Source organism: Pandoraea sputorum, from assembly GCF_000814845.2.
GTDB classification, from domain to species: domain Bacteria; phylum Pseudomonadota; class Gammaproteobacteria; order Burkholderiales; family Burkholderiaceae; genus Pandoraea; species Pandoraea sputorum.
This window is the reverse complement of the sequence record NZ_CP010431.2, coordinates 3,223,508-3,248,008: the sequence shown is the minus strand read 5'-3', so window position 1 is coordinate 3,248,008 and position 24,501 is coordinate 3,223,508. Positions and strand designations below refer to the sequence as shown.

Genomic DNA, 24,501 nt, shown 5'->3' with positions numbered 1-24,501 from the left:
GATCCTGTGGCGGATTGATGACACCGCGTTGCGGCGAACCTTCATTAAGACGCAAATCCTGTCGTGGTGCGGCTTTGCACCGTATTCGGCATCGGATTTTGCACCACTTTGGCGCCCCGACGGACCCCGACGGCCGATGGTAATATCGATTCGTTCCGGCACTGGCGGAGCGGTCACGTGTGTCTGGCATGCCTGCGTTTGGAGGAGTGCCTCGCGACTGCCGCTCTCCAGTGCCGCTGTCATTCAACGCTTTTTCGCGTGCCGTTCCGTCGGCCTCTCGCATCGATGCAAGCGTTTTACAGCGATCACTTCGTTCTGCCGCTTCCCCCCGGACACCGTTTCCCGATGGAAAAGTACGCTCGGCTGCGCGAACGCGTCGCCGGTGAGCTTCCGCACGTCGAATTGACCGAGGCGCTGCCCGCAGATGACGCGATGCTCGGGCGAGTCCACTCGCGGGAGTACGTCGAGCGCGTAAGTGCAGGTGAGCTGGATCCGAAAGAGCAGCGCAGTATCGGGTTTCCATGGTCGCCGCAGATGGTCGAGCGCTCCCGACGCTCCGCCGGGGCAACGGTGGCCGCGTGTCGCGCAGCGTTGATCGACGGCGTGGCGGCGAATCTGGCCGGCGGTACGCACCACGCCTATGCCGATCGAGGGGAGGGCTTCTGTGTCTTCAATGACGCGGCCGTTGCAGCTCGAACGATGCAAGCCGAGGTGGGGCCGGGGACACGCGTGGCGATCATCGATCTCGATGTGCATCAGGGCAACGGCACCGCAGCCATTTTCGAGCACGATCCGAGCGTCTTCACGCTCTCGCTGCATGGCGAACACAACTACCCATTTCATAAGGCGACCGGCGATCTCGACGTGGCGTTGCCCGACGGTTGCGGCGACGAAGAATATCTCGTCGCACTCGGTCATGCGCTGACGGATCTGTTCGCGCAATTCACGCCAACGCTCGTCATTTACCTGGCTGGCGCAGACCCGCTGGAAAACGACAGGCTCGGCCGTCTCTCTTTGACGCACGATGGCCTGCTCGCACGCGACCATCATGTGCTGACGGCTTGCGCCGAGCGCGGGTTGCCGGTGGCGATTGCGATGGCGGGCGGGTACGGTCGAGATATCGACCAGACGGTTGCCGCACATTTCGCCACGATTCGTCTTGCCAGTCGGTTCCATCGGACCGTTCGCGGTAGATTTCACGCAAGCGCTGGCGGTGTTCTCGTATGAGCGAGCATCGAACGGCCCCGCCTGCGCAGCCCCCGTCGGCCGCTTCGGCGTCAAGTTCAGCACGTGTGCCGACGACACCGCCGCCGACACCGCCGACGGCATCCCCGATGGCTTCGACCAGTCCGGTCGCGGCGATCTGGAGCGCGACCATGCCGTGGTGGTTCGTGTTGATTTGGAGTACCGGGTTCATCGTCGCGAAGTACGGCATGCCGAACGCCGAACCGCTGACCTTCCTCGCGTGGCGCTTCGGCTTTACATTGGTCGTCATGCTGCCGATTGCGCTGCTCACGCGCACCCCCTGGCCGATGCGTCCGGTCGCGATAGAGGGGGGCGTGACGCGCGCGCCTGCGACGACGGCAACTCACCACCAACGCATCGACTTGCCACTGCTCGCCCACCTGGCCGTCTCCGGCATCCTCATTCAGGCCGTGTATCTCGGTGGCGTCTGGGCGGCGATCAAACACGGGGCACCCGCAGGATTGGCGGCGCTGATCGTCGACATTCAGCCGCTTCTGACGGCAATCTTCGCGCGCGTCGTCGGTGAGCCGGTGTCCCGTCGGCAGTGGCTGGGGTTGCTTTGCGGCTTTATCGGCGTTGGTCTGGTGGTGTCGAACAAGGTGGGCGTTCGCGGCGTCGGTGCTGGTGCCGTGCTGCTGTGCGTGCTAAGCCTGTTCGCGATTACGGCGGGTACGCTCTACCAGAAGCGTTTCTGTGCGCATTTCGATTTACGCGTGGGCACCGTCGTACAGTTCGGCGCGGCCTTCGTGGTGACGCTGCCGGCCGCGTGGGCGCTGGAGACGATGCAGGTGCGGTGGAATCTCGAGATGATCGGGGCGCTCGCCTGGTCGGTGCTGGCGCTGTCCATCGGCGCGATTTCGCTGCTTTTTTTGCTGATCCGTCACGGCGCGGCGACCAAGGTCTCCAGCCTGATGTATCTGACGCCCCCGACCACCGCCGTGATGGCGTGGCTGTTGTTCGGCGAGACGCTCTCGCCACTGAGCGCTGCCGGCATGGTCGTCGCAGCCCTTGGCGTCGCGCTCGTCATCGAACGGCGGGCGACGACAGCCGCCGCGACGTCATCGGGGACGTGAGCCTCGCGCGATATCCACTTTGCGCGCCTTGCCCGGATCGGGCAGGCGCCGCCTTCCATTCAAAGTTTGCTGTGAGCGTATTGCTATGAAGCATCACTCTGCGCGCCCCTATGGCGCCCCAGCCGCGACATCAACTTCGGCACCGACGCAACTGGCTGGGGAAAGTACGCATCCCTCGTCTGTCAACGAGAACGCCGGGCTGCGCGTGAAATATGTCGACGAAGCGATTCGTAGTCGACGTTCGATCCGGGCCTATTTGCCGACGCCGGTGCCGCAAGCTGTGATCGCGGACATCCTGTCGGTGGCATCGCGAGCGCCCTCCGGCAGCAACATCCAGCCGTGGCAAACCTATGTGCTCACCGGACAGGCATTGAAACGGTTGACGTCACGTCTGCTGGAGGCGTTCAACGATCCGGCGCAGCGGTTGATGCATCAGGAGGAGTACGCGTACTACCCGCGCGAATGGACCGAACCGTATCAGGCGCGGCGTCGCAAGGTGGGCTGGGATCTGTACGGCCTGCTGGGTATCGGTCGTGCCGACAAGGCGCGCATGCATGGACAGCACGCCCGCAACTTCACGTTCTTCGACGCGCCAGTCGGGTTGCTCTTCACAATCGATCGCCACCTGGAGCAGGGGAGCTGGCTGGATTACGGCATGTTCCTGCAAAGCGTGATGGTCGCAGCGCGGGCACGGGGGCTGGACACCTGCCCGCAGGCGGCATTTGCCACGTTTCATCAGGTCATTGCCGCGGAGCTGCATCTGCCGGAGAGTCGCATGGTCGTGTGCGGTATGGCGATGGGCTATGCGGACCCTGCTGCTGTGGAAAACGGCCTCGTCACCGAGCGCGCGCCGCTGGACGAGTGGGCGCACTTTTTGACCTAACGTATATCAAGAGGTTGGCGTTATTTGGCAAAATTTGGCGGATGTGTAATTTGACGCGTTGCACTGCACAAAACTGCCAGATGCCGGTTTAAGTATTTCAGCTAAGTCGTTCATATTGCTTATTTTTTCGGAAGTTACTAAACTTCTCCCAAACTCGTTGCCTGCCAACCTTACGCTACTCCCAATCTATGTACGCGATCACCACCCTTGCGCGTCTGTGCCGCTCCCGTCTCTGGGGTGCTGCCGTCGTGGCGATCTCGCTCGCCGCCGGAGCCCCGGCAGTCGTTCACGCCGCCGGTAAAACGAGCGAATGCTCGCCGAAGACGGCCAAGACTGCCGCTCAGAAACGCGCGTGCGCGAATCCCAAGGCGACGAAAGCCGTCGTCACTTCCAGATCCGGTGCCAAACGCGCTGCCGCCACACCTGCCGCTCGTGAAACGAAGAGCGCGAAGGCTGGCGGTAAGGCCCGTAAGCTCGCTGCCGTCGAGGATGACGGACCCGCAGCGAAGAAGGTCGCCGTCAAACGCGTCGTCTACAAGAACGGCAAGCGCCGTGTCGTAACGTCGTATCGCACCGTCAACTTTGCACCGCAAGCCCCGGAGCGTCTGTCGACGGGCCGCGCTTTCGGTCTGCATGAAACGCCGGACGCGCTCGCGCTGCGTTCCTCGGTCGCCTACGTGGTCGACGAGCGCACGGGCGAATCGTTGTTCGACAAGAACTCGCAAGCTGTGCTGCCGATCGCCTCGATCTCGAAGCTGATGACGGCGATGGTGTCGCTCGACGCCGGTGTGCCGATGACCGATGTCATGGAAGTGACCGACGAAGATCGCGACTACGAGAAGGGCACGGGTTCGCGCCTGTCGGTCGGCTCGCGTCTGTCGCGCGAGGACATGCTGCACATCGCGCTGATGTCGTCGGAGAACCGTGCAGCCGCAGCGTTGTCGCGTTACTTCCCGGGCGGCCGTCCGGCGTTCCTCGCCGCGATGAACGCCAAGGCGAAGCAACTGGGCATGAACGACACGCACTTTAATGATCCGACGGGGCTGTCGAGCCAGAACGTGTCGAGCGCCCGTGACCTCGTGAAGATGGTTAAGGCGGCTTATCAGTACCCGATGATTCGTCGTTTCTCGACGGATAGCAATTACGACGTGAACACCGGTCGTCGCGAACTGCACTACGTGAGCACGAACCACCTGATCGGTCATTCGGGCTGGGAGATCGGCCTGCAGAAGACGGGCTATATCAACGAAGCAGGGCAGTGCCTCGTGATGCAAGCCAACGTCGAAGGCCGTCCGGTGATCATGATTCTGCTGGATTCGACTGGCAAGTATTCGCGTTTCGCCGACGCCACGCGCGTTCGTAAGTGGCTGCTGGAAGGCGGCGGCGCTACGCCGCAACGTACGGCCGGTACCACGCCGACGGCACAAGTGGCGACCAACAACGGACACGCGCTGTAATTCGCCGCTGTAATTCGCGTTACGCGGCAGATGTAAAAGAAAGGCGCTCCCTCGGGAGCGCCTTTTGTTTTGTGCGACGAGAAGGACGATCGTGACAGGGCGCAAGCAAATCACGCCCTACGCCCTGCGGCGAATCACTCCGCCGTTGCAGCCTGCGACATGCCGCCACCGACATTCGGGTTCGGCGAATGAAAGCCGAGCGACGACGAGATTTGCAGCGCCGTCTCGTTCAGATTCGCCAGCCAGGCGTCTTGCAGGCGGTCTGCCGGGGCGGAGAGCGAGAGGCCTGCCACGAGCTTGCCGCTGTCGTCATAGATCCCGGCAGCGATGCATCGCACGCCTAACTCAAGTTCCTCATTGTCGCGCGCATAACCTGACTTGCGCACGTGGGTGAGCTCGCGTTCGAGTTTTTGCAAATCGGTGATGCTGTTACGCGTGTGGCCCGAGAGTCCGGTGCGCGTGGCATAGGCGCGCACGCGCGATGCTTCGTCGGCAGCCAAAAACAGCTTGCCGACCGACGTGAGGTGCAGTGGCGCGTGGCCGCCGATGGCGCGCACCACCTGCATGCCGGAGCGCTCGCTGTAAGCGCGTTCGATATAGACGATTTCGTCGCCCTGACGCACCGACAGATTGACCGTTTGTCCGGTAATACGGTGCAGGCCGCGCATGGGCGTGAGCGCCGCGTCGCGCACCGACAGGCGCGCTTTGACCAGATTGCCGAGTTCCAGCAAGCGCATGCCGAGACGGTAGGTGCCGGGATCGCAGCGATCGACGAAGCGGCACGCCACCATGTCGTTCAGGATGCGGTGCGCGGTCGACGGATGAAGTTCGGTGGCTTGCGCCAGCTCTTTGAGACTCACGGGATCGGCATGCCCGGCAAGGGCGTCGAGCAAACGCATCATGCGCTCGATCACCTGAATGGACGTGCGCGACTCCGCGCCTTGACTGGTGTCGTCTTTCATGAGGTAGGGCCGAGTTTCGTATAGCGTCGATTCTATATCATATTGTGAAAAATTCGCAGGTTTCGGCTAGATGAATCCTGCAAAAAGCCAGTGCATCACCGAGGTTGTGACCGCAATTTGCGTGACAACAAGGCGCGCCTGACCCATTTAAGTGGCGAGTAGCGTTCATTCGGTGCCAGAAATCTAAAGTGAACCGTCGATCGCCTCACTACCATGCACTTCAGTTCAGCAACGATGTGGAGTCCTGTGCCGCATTGGGGGCGTCGACATCAGCAAAGTGAGGGGAGGCATGCACCACGAATATCTGAATTATCCGGGGTATTCCCATTTCCCGATGGTGATCGATCGAATGGATATCCCGATGAGGGTGTACGAAAGGGGGGCGTCGATCGCGCAAAAGCGTGACGAGATCGTTGCGCAATTGGCGCAAATTCGAAACGCGCAGCAGGCGAGGGGAGGCAGTACCTATTCGGTCGACAACCTGTCGGCCGCATTTGAGAAATCGTACAGCAAGGCGACAGCCGGATACTGGCGCGGCGGCCTTCGCGACCCGTTTTGGCGATGCCTGTTGGTACCGGATTCGCCGGGATTCATATGCTCGATGGTCGCTGAGCAACTCAATGAAGCATGTGAGGAGCGCTTGACGCCGTCTGCAAAGCGATTCTTGAAGATTCTGACCTGTCTGAACGAGGCGCTCTCGCACCAGCGCGAAATGTTGCGTGGGTACGAGTCGCTGCTGGCGCAACCTGATGCACGACGGGAGAGTGCACCGGACGATGTCGATGCTGATTGGCGGATGCTGGACGATAGAAAGCGCGGACATATGTTGTTCCGCGCTGAGACGGCATCGCTCATCGAGGACATGCGACGCGCAGTGGACGAGGCACGCTCAAATGTCAGGCCGGAGAAGAAGCATCACGGTAAGCGTGAGGCGATCAACGGTGGGCTTTACACCATTGCGGCCATCGCGTCCGGTATTGCACTACTCGTTTCGACGTGGGCCGTGGCGATCATCGGCTTTTGCATCACCATGATGATCCGGTGTGTCAGTTTAGGCAGTATCCGTGGCTTCGACAGAGAGAAAGGCTGGAAGGCTGTAGAGGGCCTTCTCGATCAGACGAAGGACTTCATCAATAGAGAGGAGAACGCTATGTACTTATCTTTGAGTCAAGGGATTTCGATGGCGCAGGCCGACCAGGATCGGTTGGTTTGGACGCAACTGCGAAAAAACTGGAATGCGGTCAATCAGATTTCAGAGCGGCTTGAAAAGAATACGGAGAGGCTCCAAAGTAATACGGAGAGGCTTCAAAGTAATTCGGAGAGGCTCCAAAGTAATTCGGAGAGGCTTCAAACGACGTGTGACGCCGTCAGGGAGCTCAAGCAAGACATCGGTTCGCTAGATCAGACCACCAAGTCGCTGCGTGACGATTTCAACAAGTTGCGTAACACGATTCTGTTTGATACATCATCGCGCAAACCCTCGGCGCCGGAGGGAAGGCCGGTGTCGTGCGGTGCAGAGGACGACGTGCCCCGCGTATCCATGGCGCGTGCAACATCGCTCGACACGTTCCGCTCGTCCCCGGTTTCGCCGCAGCAAAGAGCGTGACGCATCGCCGCGCACCCGCCTCACGTCCGGGAATCTACGCTGGGCCGGTTCGGCCCGGCGACTTATAATGGCGCATTATTCCCGAAAAGAGGATTCCCCCAATGCGCGTCGGACTGTTTGTCACGTGTCTGATCGACATGATGCGGCCGGAGATTGGCTTTTCTACGCTCAAGCTGCTCGAGACAGCCGGCTGCGAGGTCGTGATTCCCGATTCCCAGACCTGTTGTGGCCAGCCGGGCTACAACTCCGGTGAGCGCGCCATCGCCCGCGATCTCGCCCAGAAATTCCTCGACGAATTCGAATCGTTCGACTACGTCGTCGTGCCGTCCGGCTCGTGCGGCGGTATGGTCAAGGCGCATTACGGCGACCTCTTTGCCGACGATCCCGAACTCATGGGCCGTTATGAGCGTTTGCGTCCGCGCGTATACGAACTCACGGACTTCCTCGTCAATGTGCTGCATGTCGACACCGTGCCCGGCGACTACAACGGCGAGGTGACGTATCACGATTCCTGCTCCGGTCTGCGCGAACTTGGCGTGAAGACACAACCGCGCGCGCTGCTCGCCAAAATGCCCGGCGTGAAGATGACGGAGATGAAGGACTGTCAGGCGTGCTGTGGCTTTGGCGGTACGTTCGCGCTCAAGTACGGCAACATCTCGACGGCAATCGTCGACGAGAAGTGCGCCAACATCGCCGCCAGCGGTGCACCGGCTGTCGTGCTGGGCGACCTGGGATGCATGCTCAACATCGAAGGGCGGCTGCGCCGCACCGGCGACACGCGTACGCGCGTGCTGCACATTGCGCAGGTGCTCGCTGGCGATGCCTGAGCGCACCGCCGTGTTCCGGACCATCAGGCTTGTGCGCGCCGACACCATTGCGCGCGCGGGCCGTCATCACTTCACGTGAGTCGCGATGCAAGTTCAATCGATGCAATTCAAGGCGCGTGCCGGGCAGAAGCTTGCCGACCAGCGCCTGCAAGCCAACCTCAAGAAGCTCTCGACCAAGTTTGTGACGGCGCGCGCGAGCGCCATGGAAGAGATCGATTTCGAAGCGACGCGTGAGGCGCTCAAGGAGCGTCGTAATCGCGGGATCGAGAATCTCGACGTCTGGCTGGAGATCTTCGAGCGCGAAGCCACCCGTCGCGGCGCGACCGTCCTGTTCGCCGAATCGACGCAGGACGCAGCGCGTCTGATTGCGGAGATCGCGCGCAAGCACGATGTCAAGAAGGTGATCAAATCGAAATCGATGGTCACCGAAGAACTGCAACTCAACAAGGTGCTCGCCGACATGGGCGTGCAGTCGGTCGAGACCGACCTTGGCGAGTACATTCTTCAGATCAACGACAACGAGCCGCCGTCGCACATCATTGCACCGGTCGTTCATAAGGATAAGGACGAGGTCGCCGACCTGTTCGCACGCGTGCATCAGAAGCCGCGTCTGACTGAAATCCCGCTAATGACCCGCGAAGCGCGCGAGATGCTGCGCCCGCAGTTCCTGTCGGCGGACATGGGCGTGACGGGCGGTAACTTCCTCGTCGCAGAAACTGGTTCGGTGGCCGTGGTGACCAACGAGGGCAACGAAGGCATGTGCACCATCATGCCGCGTGTGCACGTGGCCGTCACCGGCATCGAGAAGGTGCTGCCGACGCTGGAGGATCTCGCCACGGCAATGCGCCTGTTACCGCGCTCGGCTACGGGGCAGGGCACGTCGAACTACTTCTCGTTGCTCACCGGTACACGCGCCGAGGGCGAGGTTGACGGGCCGGATCACATGTACTTCGTGATTGTCGACGGTGGCCGCTCCGGTCTGATCGGCGGCGCGTTCCAGGAGATGCTGCGCTGCATTCGCTGCGGTGCGTGCATGAACCACTGCCCGGTGTATCAGAAGATCGGCGGCCACGCGTATGGATGGGTGTATCCGGGGCCGATGGGTTCGGTGCTCACCCCGAGCTACGTCGGGCTGGAGAAGACGCTTGATCTACCGCAGGCTGCGACCCTGTGCGGTGAGTGCAATCGCGTTTGCCCGGTGGGGATTCCGATTTCGGATCTGCTGCGTAAGCTGCGCGAGCGTCAGGTGGATCGGGGGCTGCGTCCGTGGCGCGAGCGGGCGGCGTTGGCGGCGTGGGCCTTTACTGCGCGTCGACCGCGTCTGTACGCCACCTTGTCGGGCCTCGGTTCGTGGGCGTTAAAGCGTATGGGCCGCGATCGCGGGAGTATTTCCAAGCTGCCCTTCGCTGGCGGATGGACGGATACGCGCGAGATGCCTGCGCCTAGTGGCAAGACTTTCCGTGCGATGTATCGCGAGCGTCGCGCGCCACGCTGATCGCGTCGACACCGAATAAAAAAGCTGGCCTCCCTGCGGAGTGCCAGCTTTTTTTACATCCCACCGAAGTCGATCGTGTTCGGCTGTGCTCAGGTCCGCTCAGGTACGTGAGGGCAGGGCAAGGCGCTTCTCAATGCGACGTTGCAATGCCGACAGTCCCGTCGATAGCACCCAATAGATCGCGGCGCACGCGAGGTACAGTGGCAACGGCTGATACGTCGACGCGATGACTTCCTGTGCCGAGCGCAGCAACTCCGTCACGGTAATTACGGAGACGAGCGATGTGTCCTTGATCAGGCTGATCAGGCTGTTACCGAGACTCGGCACTGCGATGCGCAGCGCTTGCGGCCCGATGATGTAGCGCAATGTTTGCCAGTACGACAGTCCGAGACTGTACGCCGCGAGCCATTGTCCGCGCGGCATGCCTTCGAGCGCGCCGCGCATGCTCTCCGACAAATACGCGCCGACGTTCAGGCTGAGCGTGAGCACGCCTGCGGCCGTCGGTTCGAGCGAGATGCCGACGCCAGGCAGGCCGTAATAGATGACGAAGATCTGCACCAACAGCGGCGTGCCGCGCATGATGCTGACGTAAGCACGCGCGATGGCCCGGAACACGCGCACCTTGCCGATGCCCATGACCGCCACGATGATACCGATCGCCAGACCGAACACCATCGACATCAATGCGAACTTGATGGTGAGCACGGTGCCCTGCAACAGCACTGGCAAGGATTGGGCAGCGAGTTCGAATGGATTCATGGGGGAGTGTCTTAGGGGATGTCTTGCGACGGATAGACAACGGCCGGCATCCGCGACGTGGGCGTGATGCCGGCCGTGAGTCCGACGCGATTGTCGTCTCTGTCGCCGTCGTTACCGAATTACTGCGCCGGTTTGGACGTGTCCTTGCCGAACCACTTTTGCGCAATCTTGGCGAGCGAGCCGTCCTGCTTCATGCCGGTCAGCGCGTCGTCGATGGCCTTGGCGAATGCCGGATTGCCCTTGCGGAACGGAATGCCGACCGCCTGATTGGTGCCCGGCAATACGGCACCGGCTTCGAGCGGCAGCTTAGCGTTCTGGAGCAGATACGCCATCATCAACTGGTCGTTGAGCGCAGCATCGACACGGCCTGCAGCGAGGTCGGCGAGATACTCCGGCGCGCCCGGATAAGTGCGCACGTCGATGCCCGGCACGGCCTTCGCCATCTTGTCGTAGTTGCTGCCGAGACTCACACCGAGCTTGTGGCCCTTGAGTGCGTCAAGCGTCTTGAATTCGCGCTTGTCGTCCTTGCGGCGAATCAGTTGCGCCGCCGAGTACGTGTAGGGCTCGCTGAAGTCGAGCGACTTCTTGCGCTCGTCGGTGATGGCGACCTGATTGACGATGACGTCGAACTTGCCCGCCTGAAGACCCCCGATGATGCCGCTCCACTCGGTCGTGACGAACTGTGGCTTTACGCCGAGGCGCTGGGCAACGGCTTTGGCGACGTCGACATCGAAACCGTCGAGCTGACCGGATTTGTCGCGATAGTTGAACGGCGGGTAGGTGCCTTCGATGCCAATCTTCAGCACGCCCGCAGACTTCACGGTGTCGAGCAGGTCAGCGGCGCGAGCGGGCGACGTGCCGATGAGGGCGGCGGCGGCCAGCGGTACGAGGCAAAGCGTCTTGAGCCAGGATTTCATGATGTCTGGTTATCCCTGTGTCAAATGAAGGGGGGACGCTGGCGTTCGGTCGGTCAGACCGTACGCAGCGCTTGCACGCATTCTCGCACCAGCTCGGGGCCGCGGTAAATCAGGCCACTGTACACCTGAACCAGACTGGCACCGGCATCGAGCTTCGCTTGCGCGTCCGCACCCGACAGGATGCCGCCGACACCGATAATCGGCAGTGCGCCGCCCAGCTCGGCGGCGAGCGCGCGGATGACGCGATTGGACGCGTCGAATACCGGGCGTCCCGACAACCCGCCCGTCTCGTTGGCGTACGGCAGACCGGCGACGGCCTCGCGCGAGAGCGTGGTATTCGTTGCGATCACGCCGTCGAAACCGTGGCGCGTGAGCGTTCCGGCGATCACTTTGATCTGCTCGTCGTCGAGATCTGGTGCGATCTTCAAGGCGATAGGCACATACTTGCCGTGACGGTCGGACAGCGCGCGCTGCTTGTCCTTGAGCTTGCCGAGCAGCGCGTCGAGTTCGTCGCCGCCTTGCAGCTGGCGCAGGTTCTTGGTGTTCGGCGACGAGATGTTCACCGCCACATAGGTGGCGTACGGATAAACCTTCTCGAGGCAGATCAGATAGTCGTCGACGGCGCGCTCGATGGGCGTATCGGCGTTCTTGCCGATGTTCAGGCCCAGCGGCCCCTTGTAGCGCGCGGACTGCACGTTCTGCAGGAATTGCTCGACGCCACCGTTGTTGAAGCCCATGCGGTTGATGATGGCTTCGGCTTGCGGCAGACGGAAGATGCGCGGCTTCGGATTGCCCGCCTGCGGACGCGGCGTCACCGTGCCCACTTCAACGAAACCGAAGCCGAGAGCGGCGAGGCCGTCGATGCAACTGCCGTCCTTGTCGAGACCGGCCGCGAGGCCGACGGGGTTCGGGAAGCGGATACCCATGACCGTGCGCGGCGATTCGGGGAGCGTCTGACCGACGAGGCCGGCCAGGCCGAGCGAGGCGGCGCCGCGCAGCGTAGCCAGCGTCAGATGGTGGGCTTGTTCGGCGTCAAGGCAGAACAGGGCGCGACGGGCCAGAGGGTAGAGAGGCGCAAGCACGATGTCGGGTTCGGCAGAATCGGAAAGTCGCCATTTTACCGGTATCCCGGGTGCGGAGCGCGTCTTTTTCTACGCTCTGCGTACCCCTGTTTTGCGTAGGTGCGGAGGGCGGATGAGCGCGATGCGCACTGACGCGATGCGACCCGTGCGACAGGTGGGCGGACTATTGACCTGGCGACTGACCGGCTGCGTCGAGCATAGCCTCGGGCATGTCTTGCCATTGCCCCTCGAGCAGGCCTTGGAGTGGGCGGAAATTTGCCTTGTAGACCATTTTGCGGCTCTGCTGAATCCAGTAGCCGAGGTAGACGTGAGGTAGTCCGAGCGCGCGCGCCTGTTCGATCTGCCACAGGATGTTGTACGTGCCGTAGGACGCCCCTTCGACATCCGGATCGAAGAACGTGTAGACCGACGACAGGCCGTCGCTCAGGATGTCGACCATGCTGATCATGCGCAGCGTGCCCGCCCCCTGATGCCCCGGCGGCTCGCGAAATTCCACCAGACGCGAATTCACGCGGCTTTGCAGCAGGAACTGCTCGTACTGCTCGCGGCTGTCGTGATCCATGCCGCCACCCGCGTGGCGTCGCGACTGGTAGCGCATGTAGAGCTGGTAGTGTTCTTCGGTGTAGTGCAGGCAGGAGACGTTGACGGCAAGTGCCGCGTGGCGCTTCCAGATACGACGTTGCGTACGGTTGGGGGCGAAGCGGGCGATCGGCACACGCACGGGAACGCAGGCGCGGCAGCCGTCGCAGTACGGGCGGTACGTGAACACGCCACTGCGACGAAAGCCGGAGCGCACGAGTTCGCTATAGACGTCCGAATTGATCAGATGGCTTGGGGTGGCGACCTGCGAGCGTGCGGTGTGATTGTCGAGATAGCTGCAGGGATACGGCGCCGTTGCGTAGAACTGAAGGGCGGACAGCGGGGAGAGCGGCAGTTCGTTCGGATGGGTCACTGCGAAACCTCGTGAGCCTTGTCTGCTGCGTTACCGTAGGCCAGTGCGCTGAGCATCTGTTTGTCCAGACGCCAGACCGGCGCGGGGGCCACGACCGCCTTTTGCACATGCGCCAGAAAGGCCTGGCGGGGGATTTCACCACCGCCAAGTGACGCCAGGTGCGCGGTACTTTGCTGGCAGTCTATCACCTCTATTGCGTGTTTGCGTGCAAACGAGACGAGCGCGGCCAGCGCGATTTTCGACGCATCGGTGCGTTTGGCAAACATCGATTCGCCATAGAACATGCGCCCGAGCGCGACACCATAGAGGCCGCCGACGCGCTCGCCTTCGTAGTACGTCTCTACGCTGTGCGCGAGTCCGGCGTCGTGCAGCGCGCGGTAGGCGTTGACGATGGCGGGGGTGATCCACGTGCCGTCCTGACCGCGACGTGGCGCTTGGGCGCACGCCTGCATGACGGCGGGGAAGTCGACGTCAAGGCGAATTTCCCAGGCATCGTCACGCAGCACGCGGCGCAGCAATTTTCGAAAGTTGTGACTAACGACGAAGTTCTCGGGTCGCAGCACCATACGCGGATCGGGGCTCCACCAGAGTACCGGTTGGCCTTGCGAATACCACGGGAAGATGCCTTGCCGATACGCGGCAAGCAGGCGTTGTGGTGAGAGGTCGAGCCCGGCCGCGAGTAATCCCGGCGCGTCGCTCGATGCGTCGAGCGCTTCGTCTACGGAAGGGAAGGGATCGTTTGCTTCTAGCCAGACGACCATGACGACGTCAACCTAGCGGGGTTCTCGTCGACATCACAGGACGCACGCAGATGTCGACGAAGCGGGCGACGGTGCGTTCAGACACGCAGCATCGGCGTGAGAATGTCCTCGGTGTGCGCCGTGTGCACGGGCAGCGAGGGGACCGGCGCGCCTGGGATGGCGGCGTCTGACGAAGCCTCGACGTGCACACCGAAGGCACCCGCGCGACGATCTTCGAAGAAGAAGCGCAGCGTTTTGGCGACGGTTGGAAATGCGATGTCGTCCCACGGGATTTCGTCTTCCGAGAAGAGAGCGACTTCCAGGCTTTCTTCGCCGGCGGCAAATTGCGGCTCGCGCATCTGAGCCAGATAGAAGATGTGCACCTGATTGACGTGCGGCACGTTGAGCAGCGAGAACAGCGCACCGACTTCGACGACGGCGCCGGCTTCTTCCAGCGTTTCGCGTGCGGCGGCTTGCGACGTCGTCTCTCCGATTTCCATGAAGCCGGCGGGCAGCGTCCAGTATCCGAGGCGTGGCTCGATGGCGCGCTTGCACAGCAACACCTGATCGCCCCAGACAGGCACCGTGCCGAGCACGTTGCGCGGGTTCTGATAGTGGATGGTGCCGCAATTAGTGCACACGTGCCGCTCGCGGTTGTCACCGGGCGGAATGCGCAACTCGACCGTATGGCCGCAGGCGGAACAGAATTGGATGGGAGGACGTCGGTTCATGGTTGCTGCGAGTGTATCACCGGCGACGCGCGCTGTGCGGCGACGCACACCGGGTGCCGGGATAACCCCGGTATTGGCGATGTAGGGCCGATTGCAACGATGCGCGCGGGACGGGCGAACGCATTACAGGAAAAATATTCGGCGCGTTATGTTGCACTGCGATGGCAATTGTCATATAATCTAATTCTTCAGACGCGGGGTGGAGCAGTCTGGCAGCTCGTCGGGCTCATAACCCGAAGGTCACAGGTTCAAATCCTGTCCCCGCAACCAAATTCGAAAGCCTGATTTCCACAAGAAATCAGGCTTTTTGCGTTTCGGCTTCTGCTTTGCGTGATGTGCGCGATTGGCCCCTCGATTGCGCTAGGGATCATTGTTGGCAAATTGGCAAAGCGGCGCAGTTCGGACGGTCACACTAACGAAATCCAACCACGGGTCTCCATGTCTGGCATCTTCACTCCCCATGAAAACGAATTCGACGCCATCACCGAACTTTGGGAGGCGTCTGTGCGTGCCACGCACGATTTCCTAGGCGACGAGGATATTGCGTGGTTGCGTCCGCGCATTCGCAACGAGTATCTCGGCGCGGTGACGTTGCGCGTGTTTCGTGATGATGACGGCGTTATTCGCGGTTTTCTCGGGGTGTCGCCGGGCAATGTGGAGATGCTGTTCGTCGCCCCCGAGGCGCGTCGGCAGGGGATCGGTGCGACTTTGCTCGCGTATGCCGTGCGTGAGTTGGACTGTGTCGATGTCGACGTCAACGAACAGAATCCGCAGGCGCTGGCGTTCTATCGTCGCGAGGGCTTCGAGGTGACGGGGCGCTCTGAGCTCGATGGTCAGGGGCGTCCGTTCCCGATTCTTCACATGCGGCTTGCAACGGCAGAACCCGTTGCGCCGACTGCACCTACTGCGACGCCGGCAGCAGACGCTGTTTGATCTTCGCGCCGAAGACGTTCACCACGAGGCCTGTCATGACGAGCACGGCGCCGGCGATTTGCGACGTCGTCAATTGTTCGTCCAGCAGCAATGCTGCCGACGCCAGTCCGATGATTGGCACCAGCAGCGAGAACGGTGCGACCTGGCTGGCGGGGTAGCGGGTCATGAGGCGGCCCCACAGCGAGTAGCCGACGAGTGTGGCGATGAAGGCTAGGTAGGCGATTGCGAAGATCGACGACGCCGAGATGTGCTCGAGCGATTGCGCGATCTGCTGCGGACCTTCGAACCAGTAAGAGAGCAGGGCGAACGGAATCGGCGGAATCAGGCTGGCCCAGACGACGAGTCCGACGAGATCGACCTTGCCGATTTTCTTCGTGACGATGTTGCCGGTGGCCCAACTGAGCGAGGCGCACAACGTCAGCACGAAACCGACGAGTGTCATGGCGCCGCCGCCCTGCATGCCGATGACGGCGAGCCCTGCCGCAGCAATCAACAGGCCGATGACGTTCTGTGCGCGGAAACGTTCGCCGAGGCAAATCGCCGCGAGTCCGAGCGTGAAGAAGGCCTGCGCTTGCAACACGAGCGACGCGAGTCCGGCGGGCATGCCGACGTACATCGCAGTAAACAGAAGGGCGAACTGACCGAATGAGATGGTGGCGCCGTAGGCGATCAGCCATCCGAGCGACACTTGCGGGCGTTTGACGAAGAAGATCGCGGGAAACGCGGCAAGCAAAAATCGGAGTGCACCCAGCAGCATGGGCGGAACGCCATGCAGGCCGACTTTGATGACAACGAAGTTCACGCCCCAGGCGAGTACGACGATCAGTGCCTGCAAGAGGTCCTTCGGTGCCATGTTGGCGTCTCCTGTTGCCGAATAGTTAATTTGTTATCGACGGAAGGCGAAAGTGTACTCCCGGTGCGTCGACCTGTCCTGCGGAAAAACCTGTCGGAAGGCTTGCTGGTGGGGCGATGGCCGTGCGTCCTCGGTGCCTGCGGTCCCGGCGGACGATGAGGTCATGACGTATACTTTGGGTTTTGCTTATTAAGAGACTCCGTCTCAGTCGCGCAAAGGATGTTTGACGCGCGCGAGGCGGCGTTTTTGCCGTATCTAAGGAATTTGCATGAACTTGCCTCCCCGCCGCGTCAGCGTCGCACCGATGATGGATTGGACGGATAAGCACTGTCGCGTCTTTCATCGTCAGCTTTCGCGTCACACGTGGCTGTATACCGAGATGGTGACGACCGGTGCCCTGTTGTATGGCGACGTTGCGCGTCATCTCGATTTCGATGCTGTGGAGCATCCCGTCGCGTTGCAACTGGGCGGGAGTGAACCGCAGGATCTGGCTCGCGCGGCGAAATTGGGCGAGCAGTGGGGGTACGACGAGATCAACCTGAATTGCGGTTGCCCGTCGGAACGCGTACAGCGCGGCGCATTCGGTGCGTGTCTGATGGCTGAACCGACGTTGGTCGCGGATTGTGTGAAGGCGATGCGCGACGTGGTGCAGGTGCCGGTGACAGTCAAGCATCGCATTGGCATCGATGACGTCGAGTCCTTCTCGTTCGTCGAGGACTTCGTGGGCAAGATCGCGGAAGCCGGATGCTCCACGTTCATCGTCCACGCGCGCAACGCGATTCTTAAGGGCCTGAGTCCGAAAGAAAATCGTGAGATTCCCCCGCTGAAGTACGACTATGCCTACCGTCTCAAGCAAGTGTTCCCGCAGCTTGAAATTCTGATCAACGGTGGCGTCAAAACACTCGATGAAGTCGAGCTGCACTTGCAGCACGTCGATGGCGTAATGCTGGGTCGCGAGGCCTATCACAACCCCTATGTACTTGCTGAGGTCGACGCGCGCTTTTATGGCGATGCGTCACCGGTGAAGTCGCGTGAGGAAGTGGAAGATGCGTTGATCGAATACGCGGCGTCGCAAGTGGAGAAGGGGCAGTATCTCGGCGCGATCACGCGTCATGCGCTGGGCCTATATCGTGGCGTGCCGGGCGCGCGCGGATGGCGTCGCGTGCTGTCGGACCCGAAGCGTTTGAAGGCTGGCGTGAGTGCGTTCGAAGAGGCGCGCGCCCAACTGCGTGCAGGCGCATTCTCCGAACGTGACGAAGTGCAATCGATCGTTGCCGCGTGACATGCAATGTGTAAGAGGCGACGTTCGGCGACGAGCGTTCGCCGCGTGAGATGACGATGTCGCGCATCGATCGTGCACGTGAGAGAAGAAATATTTCGAAGAAATGAAAAAAGAGTTGGCAACGCGATAAAAACGTCGCTATAATCTTGTTTCTGTTCAGCGAGCAAGTCAAAGCGCTGATCACGGCGGTGGCCGTAGCTCAGTTGGTAGAGTCCTGGATTGTGATTCCAGTCGTCGTGGGTTCGAGTCCCATCGGTCACCCCAAAATTCCCTTGTAGTTCTCAGCGTTAGACGCACCTCATTTTCCCGTTCCGGGAAATTTCCCCGCAGAAAATCAAATTTTCCCGCTCATTCGGTAGCCGACGCCCGTTCTACTCGACGACGATCATAGTGCTTATGTGTTGTCGCAGGGTTAGCGTGCTCAGCAAAATCGTATGCGTCTTTGGCGCGGCTGACCAGCTTCGCGGAAATTGAAGCGGGGCGGAGGTGTTGCTGCGCGAGATAAGCATCGTGCAGCGTGCGCGTGATTTCGAAATCGCCTTCCGCCGTTCTCTTTTGCCGCTATGCGGCTTCCCAACCCTTGTTCGTTTGATATTCCACCGCGATAGTCGAGTCGCGTGTGCTGACGTACGTGTACATCGCGTCCCGCCACGTTGAACCCAGCCCAATCGAGTACCCAGAGTTGACTAGGTACTCGATGGGGCTGCGCTCGTAACCGGTAATGATCTCACCACTGCACTGCTGACCAGCCTTTTCACGGTCCGCATAGCTGACGTGGACGACATCATTCCTGACGGTACGACGGATCCGCGAGGGTGATGCGCCGATGATGTCGATGTTGGGCCGATCGGCTTGCGGCTGTGACTCCCGGCCCGCGAAAAGCAGACCACCGATACGTTGCAACGGGCCCATGACTACATCGTCATAGCGATCCAATGGATGACTGATGACGACTACATAGCCAAACAAGCTGTCCCGTTCACATCTAAGGGGAGTATTTGGCCGCGTGGGGAGCGCTCAGAAACGCATTCCTGAACGCAGAAAATGCCGGGACCGTCTCCAGGCACTTTTGCAGTCGATCAACGGAAGTCGATGAACACTCTGTTTCTACCGGCATAGCGGGTAAGACTCAAATAGCGCAAATGCAGACTACGTGCGATACACCCCACGTTGGCTGATGTCCGCAGCTATTCTCTTTGCCATTCCTTCTCGGAATAGGGCCGCATTGACGATATTCAACATGGCGACCATGCATTGAATCGCCCCCAACCGTTGTGCACGGCGCACTAACAGCCAGTGTCGCAATGACCTGGTGCTCAGGCGTTACCACGACGGCCTGAGTGTATTCGCATGCCGACAATACGCTCGGCCAAACTGGGTGGGTTCGAAGTGTCTGCCAACTCGATGGATCAGTTCTCTAGCCAACAAGGCGTTAATGACTGCCTCGGACGGCTGTTTAGGGTTTTTCTCGGTGATGTGTTGTAGCGCGGCCGTTATGGCCTTCACTGAAAGGGCGAGCATTTCATGCTCCTATAAGAGTTTTAGGGGGCCCGGTGTTTCGCTTAGACTCGAAACTCAGTTGGGCTGATATTGCTTTTCCAAGGACCGCTCACGGAACCACTTGCCTATGCGACCGTGTTGCGCAAATCGTGTGGCTACGGTTCGCCGGCTCATCGCTATTGCGCGGCCAATGGCGAGGACTGAGCAGAACCTCGTCCTGTCTGGAGGAGTGTATTCGGCGTATAGGAACCAGTTGGGGGCGGCGAACATCATGATGCGTGCGCCGTCGTCTGGTCGATTAATTGATCGACCAACGTGCGCCCAAATTTATCACCGGCACGCCGCGCGTCACCGATTGAATCAAACAGAACACTTTCAAGCCGAAATACGCGCGATTCCGGTGACGGAACGCGATCATCTGAATCGTCCGGGGTTACGCGTACAGAAACGGCGAGCAACCTTTCGTGCTTCTTCCCAGAGGGATCTCCGGCGGGGTCGTGAAACACCAACGTTACTAAGCGAAAGCCCCTGTATGACGATGTGACTTGGGACATATTTCCTCCGGCAGGTCGAGCGGACCCACATCATCGCGCGCGTGCACGATGATTCGGGAAAGCAAAGGAAGAAGTTACGCGGGCTTGATGTTTGAGGCCTGCAAGCCCTTTGGGCCACGCGTGACGTCGTACGAGACGTGCTGATTTTCCTGGAGAGATCGAAATTCCGTGCGCCCTTGAGGCTGGATTTCCGAGAAGTGCGCGAACAGATCTTCGCTGCCATCATCCGGCTTGATGAAGCCGAAACCTTTGCTGTCGTTGAACCACTTAACAATTCCGGTGCTCATGTGAACCCCTGGTTTTCCCGACGAACTGTCATCACGGGATGCGTGACTGGTCGCCAGTGGCGGACAAACAAGAAATTCAGAGATCGGAAGTGTCTCGCAAAGATCGCTGTGATCGACGCTGGATCGATAAAAGTCAGACTTGATGTTCGATACTCCACTTATACGCGGGTTATGCACTGATCACAATGCAATTCGTGTAACGGTGTCGCTGTGCCCTCATCGCGCTGACTCGCCTCGCATTTGCGGTAACAATCCCTGCGGCACCTTACTTCCCCGAAATCCCCCCAGAAAGCATTCAAGCGCGATGAGTTTTGTCGCGCCCATCTATTCTTCCCGGGCTTGGTGAATTGCCACACACGAGATTTCGATGCCGTGCAGACCCAACTCCATGTGCTCGGCTTCGCGCCTGCGAAAGACCCGTTCTTCGACTGCGCGACGCACGTTCACCTCCCGACTGGCCACACTTCGATGCGCAGCAGATCACCGCCGCCCCCTTTGCGGAAAGGGATGACGATGAATCGTGCTGTGTGTGGATCTCGCATGGTCGCCTCCCTCGTGGCGCTAATGCGGGAGGCAAATCAGCACAAATACTGTATTTGCATACAGTGTTTGTGTGGTGTGGATTAACCCCTATGCCGCGATAAAGACCGGCGTTCAACGGTCCGTAGGCGGGATCACAGAGCAGTGGCGAGATTTCGCATTTCCTTCCTGCAGCGGTCGATCGACGGATTCACTTCCAGTTGCAGAATGTCAGCTTCGCTGATTCCCAGCTTACGGCACACACCTCTTCGACCTTCGCACCCAGCTCCGCCTGCTCCAAGGCAAACGCGATCTGTGTTTGCGTGAACTTGCTCGTCTTCATGGCGTGTCTTGCGTTTCAAACGGTCAAAATCATGTCGGATTTTCTATCTTTCAGCGGCACTGTTTTCTGGGGGGCGGGTCAAGCTACCTCAACCAACTTTGTTGATTCGGGGCGGCTTCCACGAGCCGTCGAGAATCGGCGACTTGCCCCAGTACGCACGGATGTACAAAGAGAATTTCCCGCCGGGAGCCGGTAGCCAATTCGCCGCTTTATCCGCGCCTGGAGACTTAATGCCAGCGTATAGCGACAGCGAGCCGTCCTGATTTCGCTTGAGCGTGGTGTTCTTTGTTCCAAGCGAATACCGCTTCAGATCGTTGGGATGGAACAGGTGCTTGTCGTTATAAAGCGTGAGTGACCAGAAGCCATTGACTGGCGGCTCCTCTCCCTTTGCAAAAACGATCTCGTAGGTGCTGCCACCGACCAATTGCGCGCCCGAGGCGTCAACGTCGGTGTAGAAATACTGTGTTTCCTCGGGGCGATTGTCGAACATGTTCGACTTGGCCGTGCCTGTGCGATCGAAGTAGTCGAATCCGCTCTGCGCGTTGTTCTTTGAGCGATTCCAACCATTGCCTGCCGGCACACCGTTATGGCGCCATTGGAAAAACGGATCGATAGCATCGCGCTCCGTATCGATGGCAGTCTGCACGATCGTTTTCTTGATTTCAGCATCGCGCCCAGCGACTTCCATCAATGACCGGAATTGGGCATACATCGCTTCCTCTCCCGGCAGAGGCGGCACAGTACTCAGGACCTGATCGAACTGATCGAAGAACTTTTCCGGGATCACCCATTTTGTCTCTCCAGCTTCCGCTTTCTCTGCATTCGCCTGAGTTGGCGGCGTGATGTCAGGGGCGTCGCGCCACGCAATAGTTTTCATTTTTCCGTCGAATTGCGTCAGCGGATAAGCGACGACCTGATTGATCACGGATTGAATCGCCTTGCGGTCCTCTTCGGTGTCGTTCATGAAGACTCGCGGAATCGCGTTGGCAAGCGCCGTAGGGCAGCGCACGACTTCGGTGATGCCTGTCGGCGTTTTTCCTTTCCAGTTCGGTCCTGCCAGTAAGTAGAATCCACGGCGCGATTTGTACGGCTTGCCGACGTGTCCGAACTGATTCGTACGGGCGTCATACAGTGCATAGACCCAGAAGCGAGTGCCGAAATCCGGCACCTGAATCACCACCGGCTCTTCATCAAGCGAAAAGAATCCCAGACCGTACACCACATCCTGATTTGGACAGGTAACGAACGTCTCGGCCGGATCGATGTAGTCGTGCAGCATGGCGATCTGCCCACGTGGCGCGGCCGGAAGTACACCGTTGAGTAATCCGGGATGCGGGGCCTGGGTAATGCGTGCGAAGCGGTTCAACATGTTGACCATCGGCCAGCCCCAGACATACGCCAACCGTGCGACGACCTGCGCATATCCCGCGTGCATGTCGATGCCTTTGGGCGGCTGAACTTGCGTCGCGGCGGACGGACCAGTCCTTGCGGACTCAGTTGCGTCCGTCTCCGTACGCTTCGCCTGCGTAGCTGCGCTTGCGTCGCGCACACCCGCAAAGGTGGATGCGTACACGACCGGAGCGATGCCACCCAGTACTGTCACTAGTCTACGGGCCAGATTAACGCCTTCACGATCCGCCATATCACCCTCGCAATATCACTGTGGTTCCCGCCTGTCGCGGTATGTGCGCTCTGAACACAAATCAAGACAATTTGCAGTATCAACGGCGCGTTTCTCCGTAGCGATAGGGAGTTGGGGCAATGCATCTGCCCTTTGGTGCAATTTTGGGCAAACGTCTTCCATGTTTGCCAACGGCTCGCTAAATTCCCCACAGACAAGCTGCTGCTCTCTGTCATGCCACCACCCGGACGGCTGGCGGTAGTCGAGCGTCATAGGAAAGTTTTCACTTTCGCACTCCGGAGCCACGTTCATGAAGCCGCTAAGAAGCACGCACACTCAAATTGCAATCACAGCAATCATGCTCTGTCTGGCGACGGCGGGCCATGCGCAAACGTCTAATTCGCGGTATCAGTCTCTGGCAGACTTGCCATTCGAAAGGGATTATCCGAGCGCGAGCACTTCGCGCACGCTTCAGGATGAACTGATTTTTCAGCGCGCGACCCAGACATATCTCTGGTCGCTGCCCGCGGTGAATATGTGGGCGATGAAGGAAGGCTCGGAGAAGACTTTTGGGGCGGGCTACAACGTGCTTCCGGTGTGGAAGGAGCGCATCAAGGCAACCACTCAGGTGACGACACCGAATTCCGACGTTGTTTACGCCATGGGGTATCTCGACCTGCATAAAGATGGTCCGCTCGTCGTTGAAGTACCCGCTGGCGTGCAAGGCATTTTCGACGATTTTTTTCAGCGCCCATTAGTCGGCCCGACGCTCAACAGTCATACGTGGACGGGGGATGTCGGCTTTGCCGGACCCGATAAAGGGAAAGGGGGCATCTATGTGCTGCTTCCTCCCGATTTCAAGGGGGAGCCGAAAGATGTGCCCAAAGGATCGTTTGTCTATCGCTCGCGCACATACAACGTGTTCCTTTTCTGGCGCGCTTTCTTCTCCGACCCGAAAGACCTCTCCAAGCCGAACGCGGAGATCGCCTCGACGCGCATCTATCCGCTCGGAAAGAAGAGCAGCGCGAAGCCAATGCAATTCCCTGACGCAAACCAGACTCCGGCGAATATGCTTTTCCCGAGAGATGGTGCGTATTTCGGCATGTTGTCGCGTCTGATCGAAAGCGAATACGTCGATCCGAGTGATCTGGATATGCGAGGCTTTCTCCACACGATCGGTATTGAGAAAGGCAAGCCGTTCAACCCGACGCCAGAGCGACGTACCTTGCTCGACCAGGCAGCTCAAACCGCGTTCAAGATGAGCAAGGTCGTCATGGTGGACATGGTTCCAAACGAGCCCGGAAGCAAGTATTACCCCGATCGTCAGTGGATCAACGTGTTTGCCGGTGAAAACACCTCTTTCCAGGCGGGCGGCATGTTCACGAACCTCGAACAGCGCACCGGCTTCTATACCAGTGCCTACTCGGCAAGTCCGGGTATGGTCGTCAATCTCGTTGATATGGGCGCCAAGTACCCGGTGACTTTTCGCGACAAAGACGGCAACTTCCTTGACGGGGGCAATACTTACACTTTGCATCTGCCGCCGAATATTCCGGCGAAGAACTTCTGGTCGGCTACGGTATATGACGGGACCACTGCTTCGGGGCTCGCCAACGGGCAATCGTTCCCATCGCTTAACCAGATGGATAAGCCGCTACAGAATGCCGACGGATCTCTCGATCTCTACTTCGGGCCAATGGCACCTGCAGGCAAGGAGAAGAACTGGTTGCGCACCGTACCCGGCAAGGGATACTTCGTGATCTTCCGGCTCTATTCTCCGCAAAAGGCATTCTTCGATCAGACGTGGAAGCCTGACGACATCGTTAAAACTAACTAACGCGAGAGCGAAGCCGGTTTAAGCGAGACTACGCCGTCACCAC

At 59.9% G+C, this 24,501-nt stretch carries 22 protein-coding genes, 2 tRNA genes and 1 pseudogene; 13 read left to right on the top strand and 12 right to left on the bottom strand.

The annotated features are described in order from the left end of the window. Positions 1 to 285 precede the first annotated feature (285 nt). The 4 genes from NA29_RS14295 (at position 286) to pbpG (ending at position 4,658) form a co-directional block, all read left to right on the top strand. Positions 286 to 1,227 (top strand): histone deacetylase family protein, encoded by a 942-nt coding sequence (locus NA29_RS14295; RefSeq protein WP_039399044.1) that lies wholly within the window; start codon positions 286 to 288, stop codon positions 1,225 to 1,227. Between the two features lie 107 nt (positions 1,228 to 1,334). Next, a complete protein-coding gene (locus tag NA29_RS14290; protein WP_039399043.1) occupies positions 1,335 to 2,318 on the top strand; it encodes a DMT family transporter in 984 nt (327 codons plus the stop codon). Positions 2,319 to 2,403: 85 nt separating this feature from the next. Further along, positions 2,404 to 3,201: a nitroreductase gene (locus tag NA29_RS14285; RefSeq protein ID WP_084103766.1), complete on the top strand. Its 798-nt coding sequence runs from the start codon at positions 2,404 to 2,406 to the stop codon at positions 3,199 to 3,201. Between the two features lie 188 nt (positions 3,202 to 3,389). Then, a complete protein-coding gene (pbpG, locus tag NA29_RS14280) occupies positions 3,390 to 4,658 on the top strand; it encodes a D-alanyl-D-alanine endopeptidase (protein WP_039399042.1) in 1,269 nt (422 codons plus the stop codon). Between the two features lie 134 nt (positions 4,659 to 4,792). Here pbpG and NA29_RS14275 read toward each other — a convergent pair whose 3' ends face one another. Next, on the bottom strand, positions 4,793 to 5,620 hold the full coding sequence (locus NA29_RS14275; RefSeq protein WP_039399039.1) for an IclR family transcriptional regulator: 828 nt from the start codon (positions 5,618 to 5,620) through the stop codon (positions 4,793 to 4,795). Between the two features lie 289 nt (positions 5,621 to 5,909). On the opposite strand from NA29_RS14275, the gene NA29_RS14270 reads away from it, so the two are divergent. From NA29_RS14270 to NA29_RS14260, 3 genes are all read left to right on the top strand, one after another. Then, a complete protein-coding gene (locus NA29_RS14270) occupies positions 5,910 to 7,226 on the top strand; it encodes a hypothetical protein (protein ID WP_039399037.1) in 1,317 nt (438 codons plus the stop codon). Between the two features lie 101 nt (positions 7,227 to 7,327). Beyond that, a complete protein-coding gene (locus NA29_RS14265; protein ID WP_039399035.1) occupies positions 7,328 to 8,053 on the top strand; it encodes a (Fe-S)-binding protein in 726 nt (241 codons plus the stop codon). Between the two features lie 85 nt (positions 8,054 to 8,138). Beyond that, the gene (locus tag NA29_RS14260) at positions 8,139 to 9,548 is read left to right on the top strand and encodes a lactate utilization protein B (RefSeq protein ID WP_039399033.1); all 1,410 of its coding nucleotides are present in this window, start codon (positions 8,139 to 8,141) and stop codon (positions 9,546 to 9,548) included. 99 nt (positions 9,549 to 9,647) lie between these two features. On the opposite strand, the gene NA29_RS14255 is transcribed toward NA29_RS14260, so the two are convergent. From NA29_RS14255 to NA29_RS14230, 6 genes are all read right to left on the bottom strand, one after another. Further along, positions 9,648 to 10,307 (bottom strand): amino acid ABC transporter permease, encoded by a 660-nt coding sequence (locus tag NA29_RS14255; RefSeq protein ID WP_039399031.1) that lies wholly within the window; start codon positions 10,305 to 10,307, stop codon positions 9,648 to 9,650. Positions 10,308 to 10,426: 119 nt separating this feature from the next. Beyond that, a complete protein-coding gene (locus NA29_RS14250) occupies positions 10,427 to 11,224 on the bottom strand; it encodes a transporter substrate-binding domain-containing protein (protein WP_052252939.1) in 798 nt (265 codons plus the stop codon). Positions 11,225 to 11,277: 53 nt separating this feature from the next. After that, positions 11,278 to 12,306 (bottom strand): quinone-dependent dihydroorotate dehydrogenase, encoded by a 1,029-nt coding sequence (locus tag NA29_RS14245; protein ID WP_039399029.1) that lies wholly within the window; start codon positions 12,304 to 12,306, stop codon positions 11,278 to 11,280. A gap of 163 nt (positions 12,307 to 12,469) precedes the next feature. After that, positions 12,470 to 13,258, bottom strand: coding sequence for an arginyltransferase (locus tag NA29_RS14240; RefSeq protein ID WP_039399027.1), 789 nt, complete (start codon positions 13,256 to 13,258; stop codon positions 12,470 to 12,472). Next, positions 13,255 to 14,019 carry a leucyl/phenylalanyl-tRNA--protein transferase gene (gene aat, locus NA29_RS14235; protein ID WP_039399025.1) on the bottom strand — a complete coding sequence of 255 codons (765 nt, stop codon included), beginning with the start codon at positions 14,017 to 14,019 and terminating at the stop codon, positions 13,255 to 13,257. The genes NA29_RS14240 and aat overlap by 4 nt, the downstream gene beginning before the upstream one ends. Before the next feature lie 77 nt (positions 14,020 to 14,096). Further along, the gene (locus NA29_RS14230) at positions 14,097 to 14,711 is read right to left on the bottom strand and encodes an NUDIX hydrolase (protein WP_224787027.1); all 615 of its coding nucleotides are present in this window, start codon (positions 14,709 to 14,711) and stop codon (positions 14,097 to 14,099) included. Between the two features lie 211 nt (positions 14,712 to 14,922). Between NA29_RS14230 and NA29_RS14225 the strand changes: the two genes are divergently transcribed. Together NA29_RS14225 and NA29_RS14220 are read left to right on the top strand one after the other, a co-directional pair. Then, positions 14,923 to 14,999 (top strand) — tRNA-Met (locus NA29_RS14225). 168 nt (positions 15,000 to 15,167) lie between these two features. Further along, positions 15,168 to 15,662: a GNAT family N-acetyltransferase gene (locus tag NA29_RS14220; RefSeq protein ID WP_052252937.1), complete on the top strand. Its 495-nt coding sequence runs from the start codon at positions 15,168 to 15,170 to the stop codon at positions 15,660 to 15,662. Here NA29_RS14220 and NA29_RS14215 read toward each other — a convergent pair. Then, on the bottom strand, positions 15,631 to 16,515 hold the full coding sequence (locus tag NA29_RS14215) for an EamA family transporter (RefSeq protein WP_039399023.1): 885 nt from the start codon (positions 16,513 to 16,515) through the stop codon (positions 15,631 to 15,633). The two genes, NA29_RS14220 and NA29_RS14215, sit on opposite strands and share 32 nt — an antisense overlap. A gap of 268 nt (positions 16,516 to 16,783) precedes the next feature. Here NA29_RS14215 and dusA point away from each other — a divergent pair, with 268 nt between their 5' ends. Together dusA and NA29_RS14205 are read left to right on the top strand one after the other, a co-directional pair. Continuing rightward, positions 16,784 to 17,797, top strand: coding sequence for a tRNA dihydrouridine(20/20a) synthase DusA (dusA, locus tag NA29_RS14210; protein WP_039399021.1), 1,014 nt, complete (start codon positions 16,784 to 16,786; stop codon positions 17,795 to 17,797). A 188-nt stretch (positions 17,798 to 17,985) separates the two neighbouring features. Then, positions 17,986 to 18,061, top strand: a tRNA-His gene (locus NA29_RS14205). Positions 18,062 to 18,358: 297 nt separating this feature from the next. Here the strand turns inward: NA29_RS14205 and NA29_RS26340 are convergent. Continuing rightward, the gene (locus NA29_RS26340; RefSeq protein WP_039399019.1) at positions 18,359 to 18,709 is read right to left on the bottom strand and encodes a hypothetical protein; all 351 of its coding nucleotides are present in this window, start codon (positions 18,707 to 18,709) and stop codon (positions 18,359 to 18,361) included. Between NA29_RS26340 and NA29_RS26580 the strand changes: the two genes are divergently transcribed. Next, the gene (locus NA29_RS26580) at positions 18,695 to 18,832 is read left to right on the top strand and encodes a hypothetical protein (RefSeq protein ID WP_150777938.1); all 138 of its coding nucleotides are present in this window, start codon (positions 18,695 to 18,697) and stop codon (positions 18,830 to 18,832) included. The two genes, NA29_RS26340 and NA29_RS26580, sit on opposite strands and share 15 nt — an antisense overlap. A 1,093-nt stretch (positions 18,833 to 19,925) precedes the next feature. On the opposite strand, the gene NA29_RS14190 is transcribed toward NA29_RS26580, so the two are convergent. The 3 genes and pseudogenes from NA29_RS14190 to NA29_RS14185 all read right to left on the bottom strand — a co-directional run bounded on the left by NA29_RS14190 (position 19,926) and on the right by NA29_RS14185 (position 22,642). After that, positions 19,926 to 20,138: a cold-shock protein gene (locus NA29_RS14190; protein WP_039399016.1), complete on the bottom strand. Its 213-nt coding sequence runs from the start codon at positions 20,136 to 20,138 to the stop codon at positions 19,926 to 19,928. A gap of 733 nt (positions 20,139 to 20,871) precedes the next feature. Beyond that, positions 20,872 to 21,000, bottom strand: a pseudogene (locus NA29_RS25510) (transposase); the annotation flags it as partial. A gap of 88 nt (positions 21,001 to 21,088) precedes the next feature. Then, positions 21,089 to 22,642: a DUF1254 domain-containing protein gene (locus NA29_RS14185; RefSeq protein ID WP_095178454.1), complete on the bottom strand. Its 1,554-nt coding sequence runs from the start codon at positions 22,640 to 22,642 to the stop codon at positions 21,089 to 21,091. A gap of 289 nt (positions 22,643 to 22,931) precedes the next feature. Here NA29_RS14185 and NA29_RS14180 point away from each other — a divergent pair, with 289 nt between their 5' ends. After that, positions 22,932 to 24,458 carry a DUF1254 domain-containing protein gene (locus NA29_RS14180; RefSeq protein WP_039399012.1) on the top strand — a complete coding sequence of 509 codons (1,527 nt, stop codon included), beginning with the start codon at positions 22,932 to 22,934 and terminating at the stop codon, positions 24,456 to 24,458. The last annotated feature ends 43 nt before the right edge of the window (positions 24,459 to 24,501 follow it).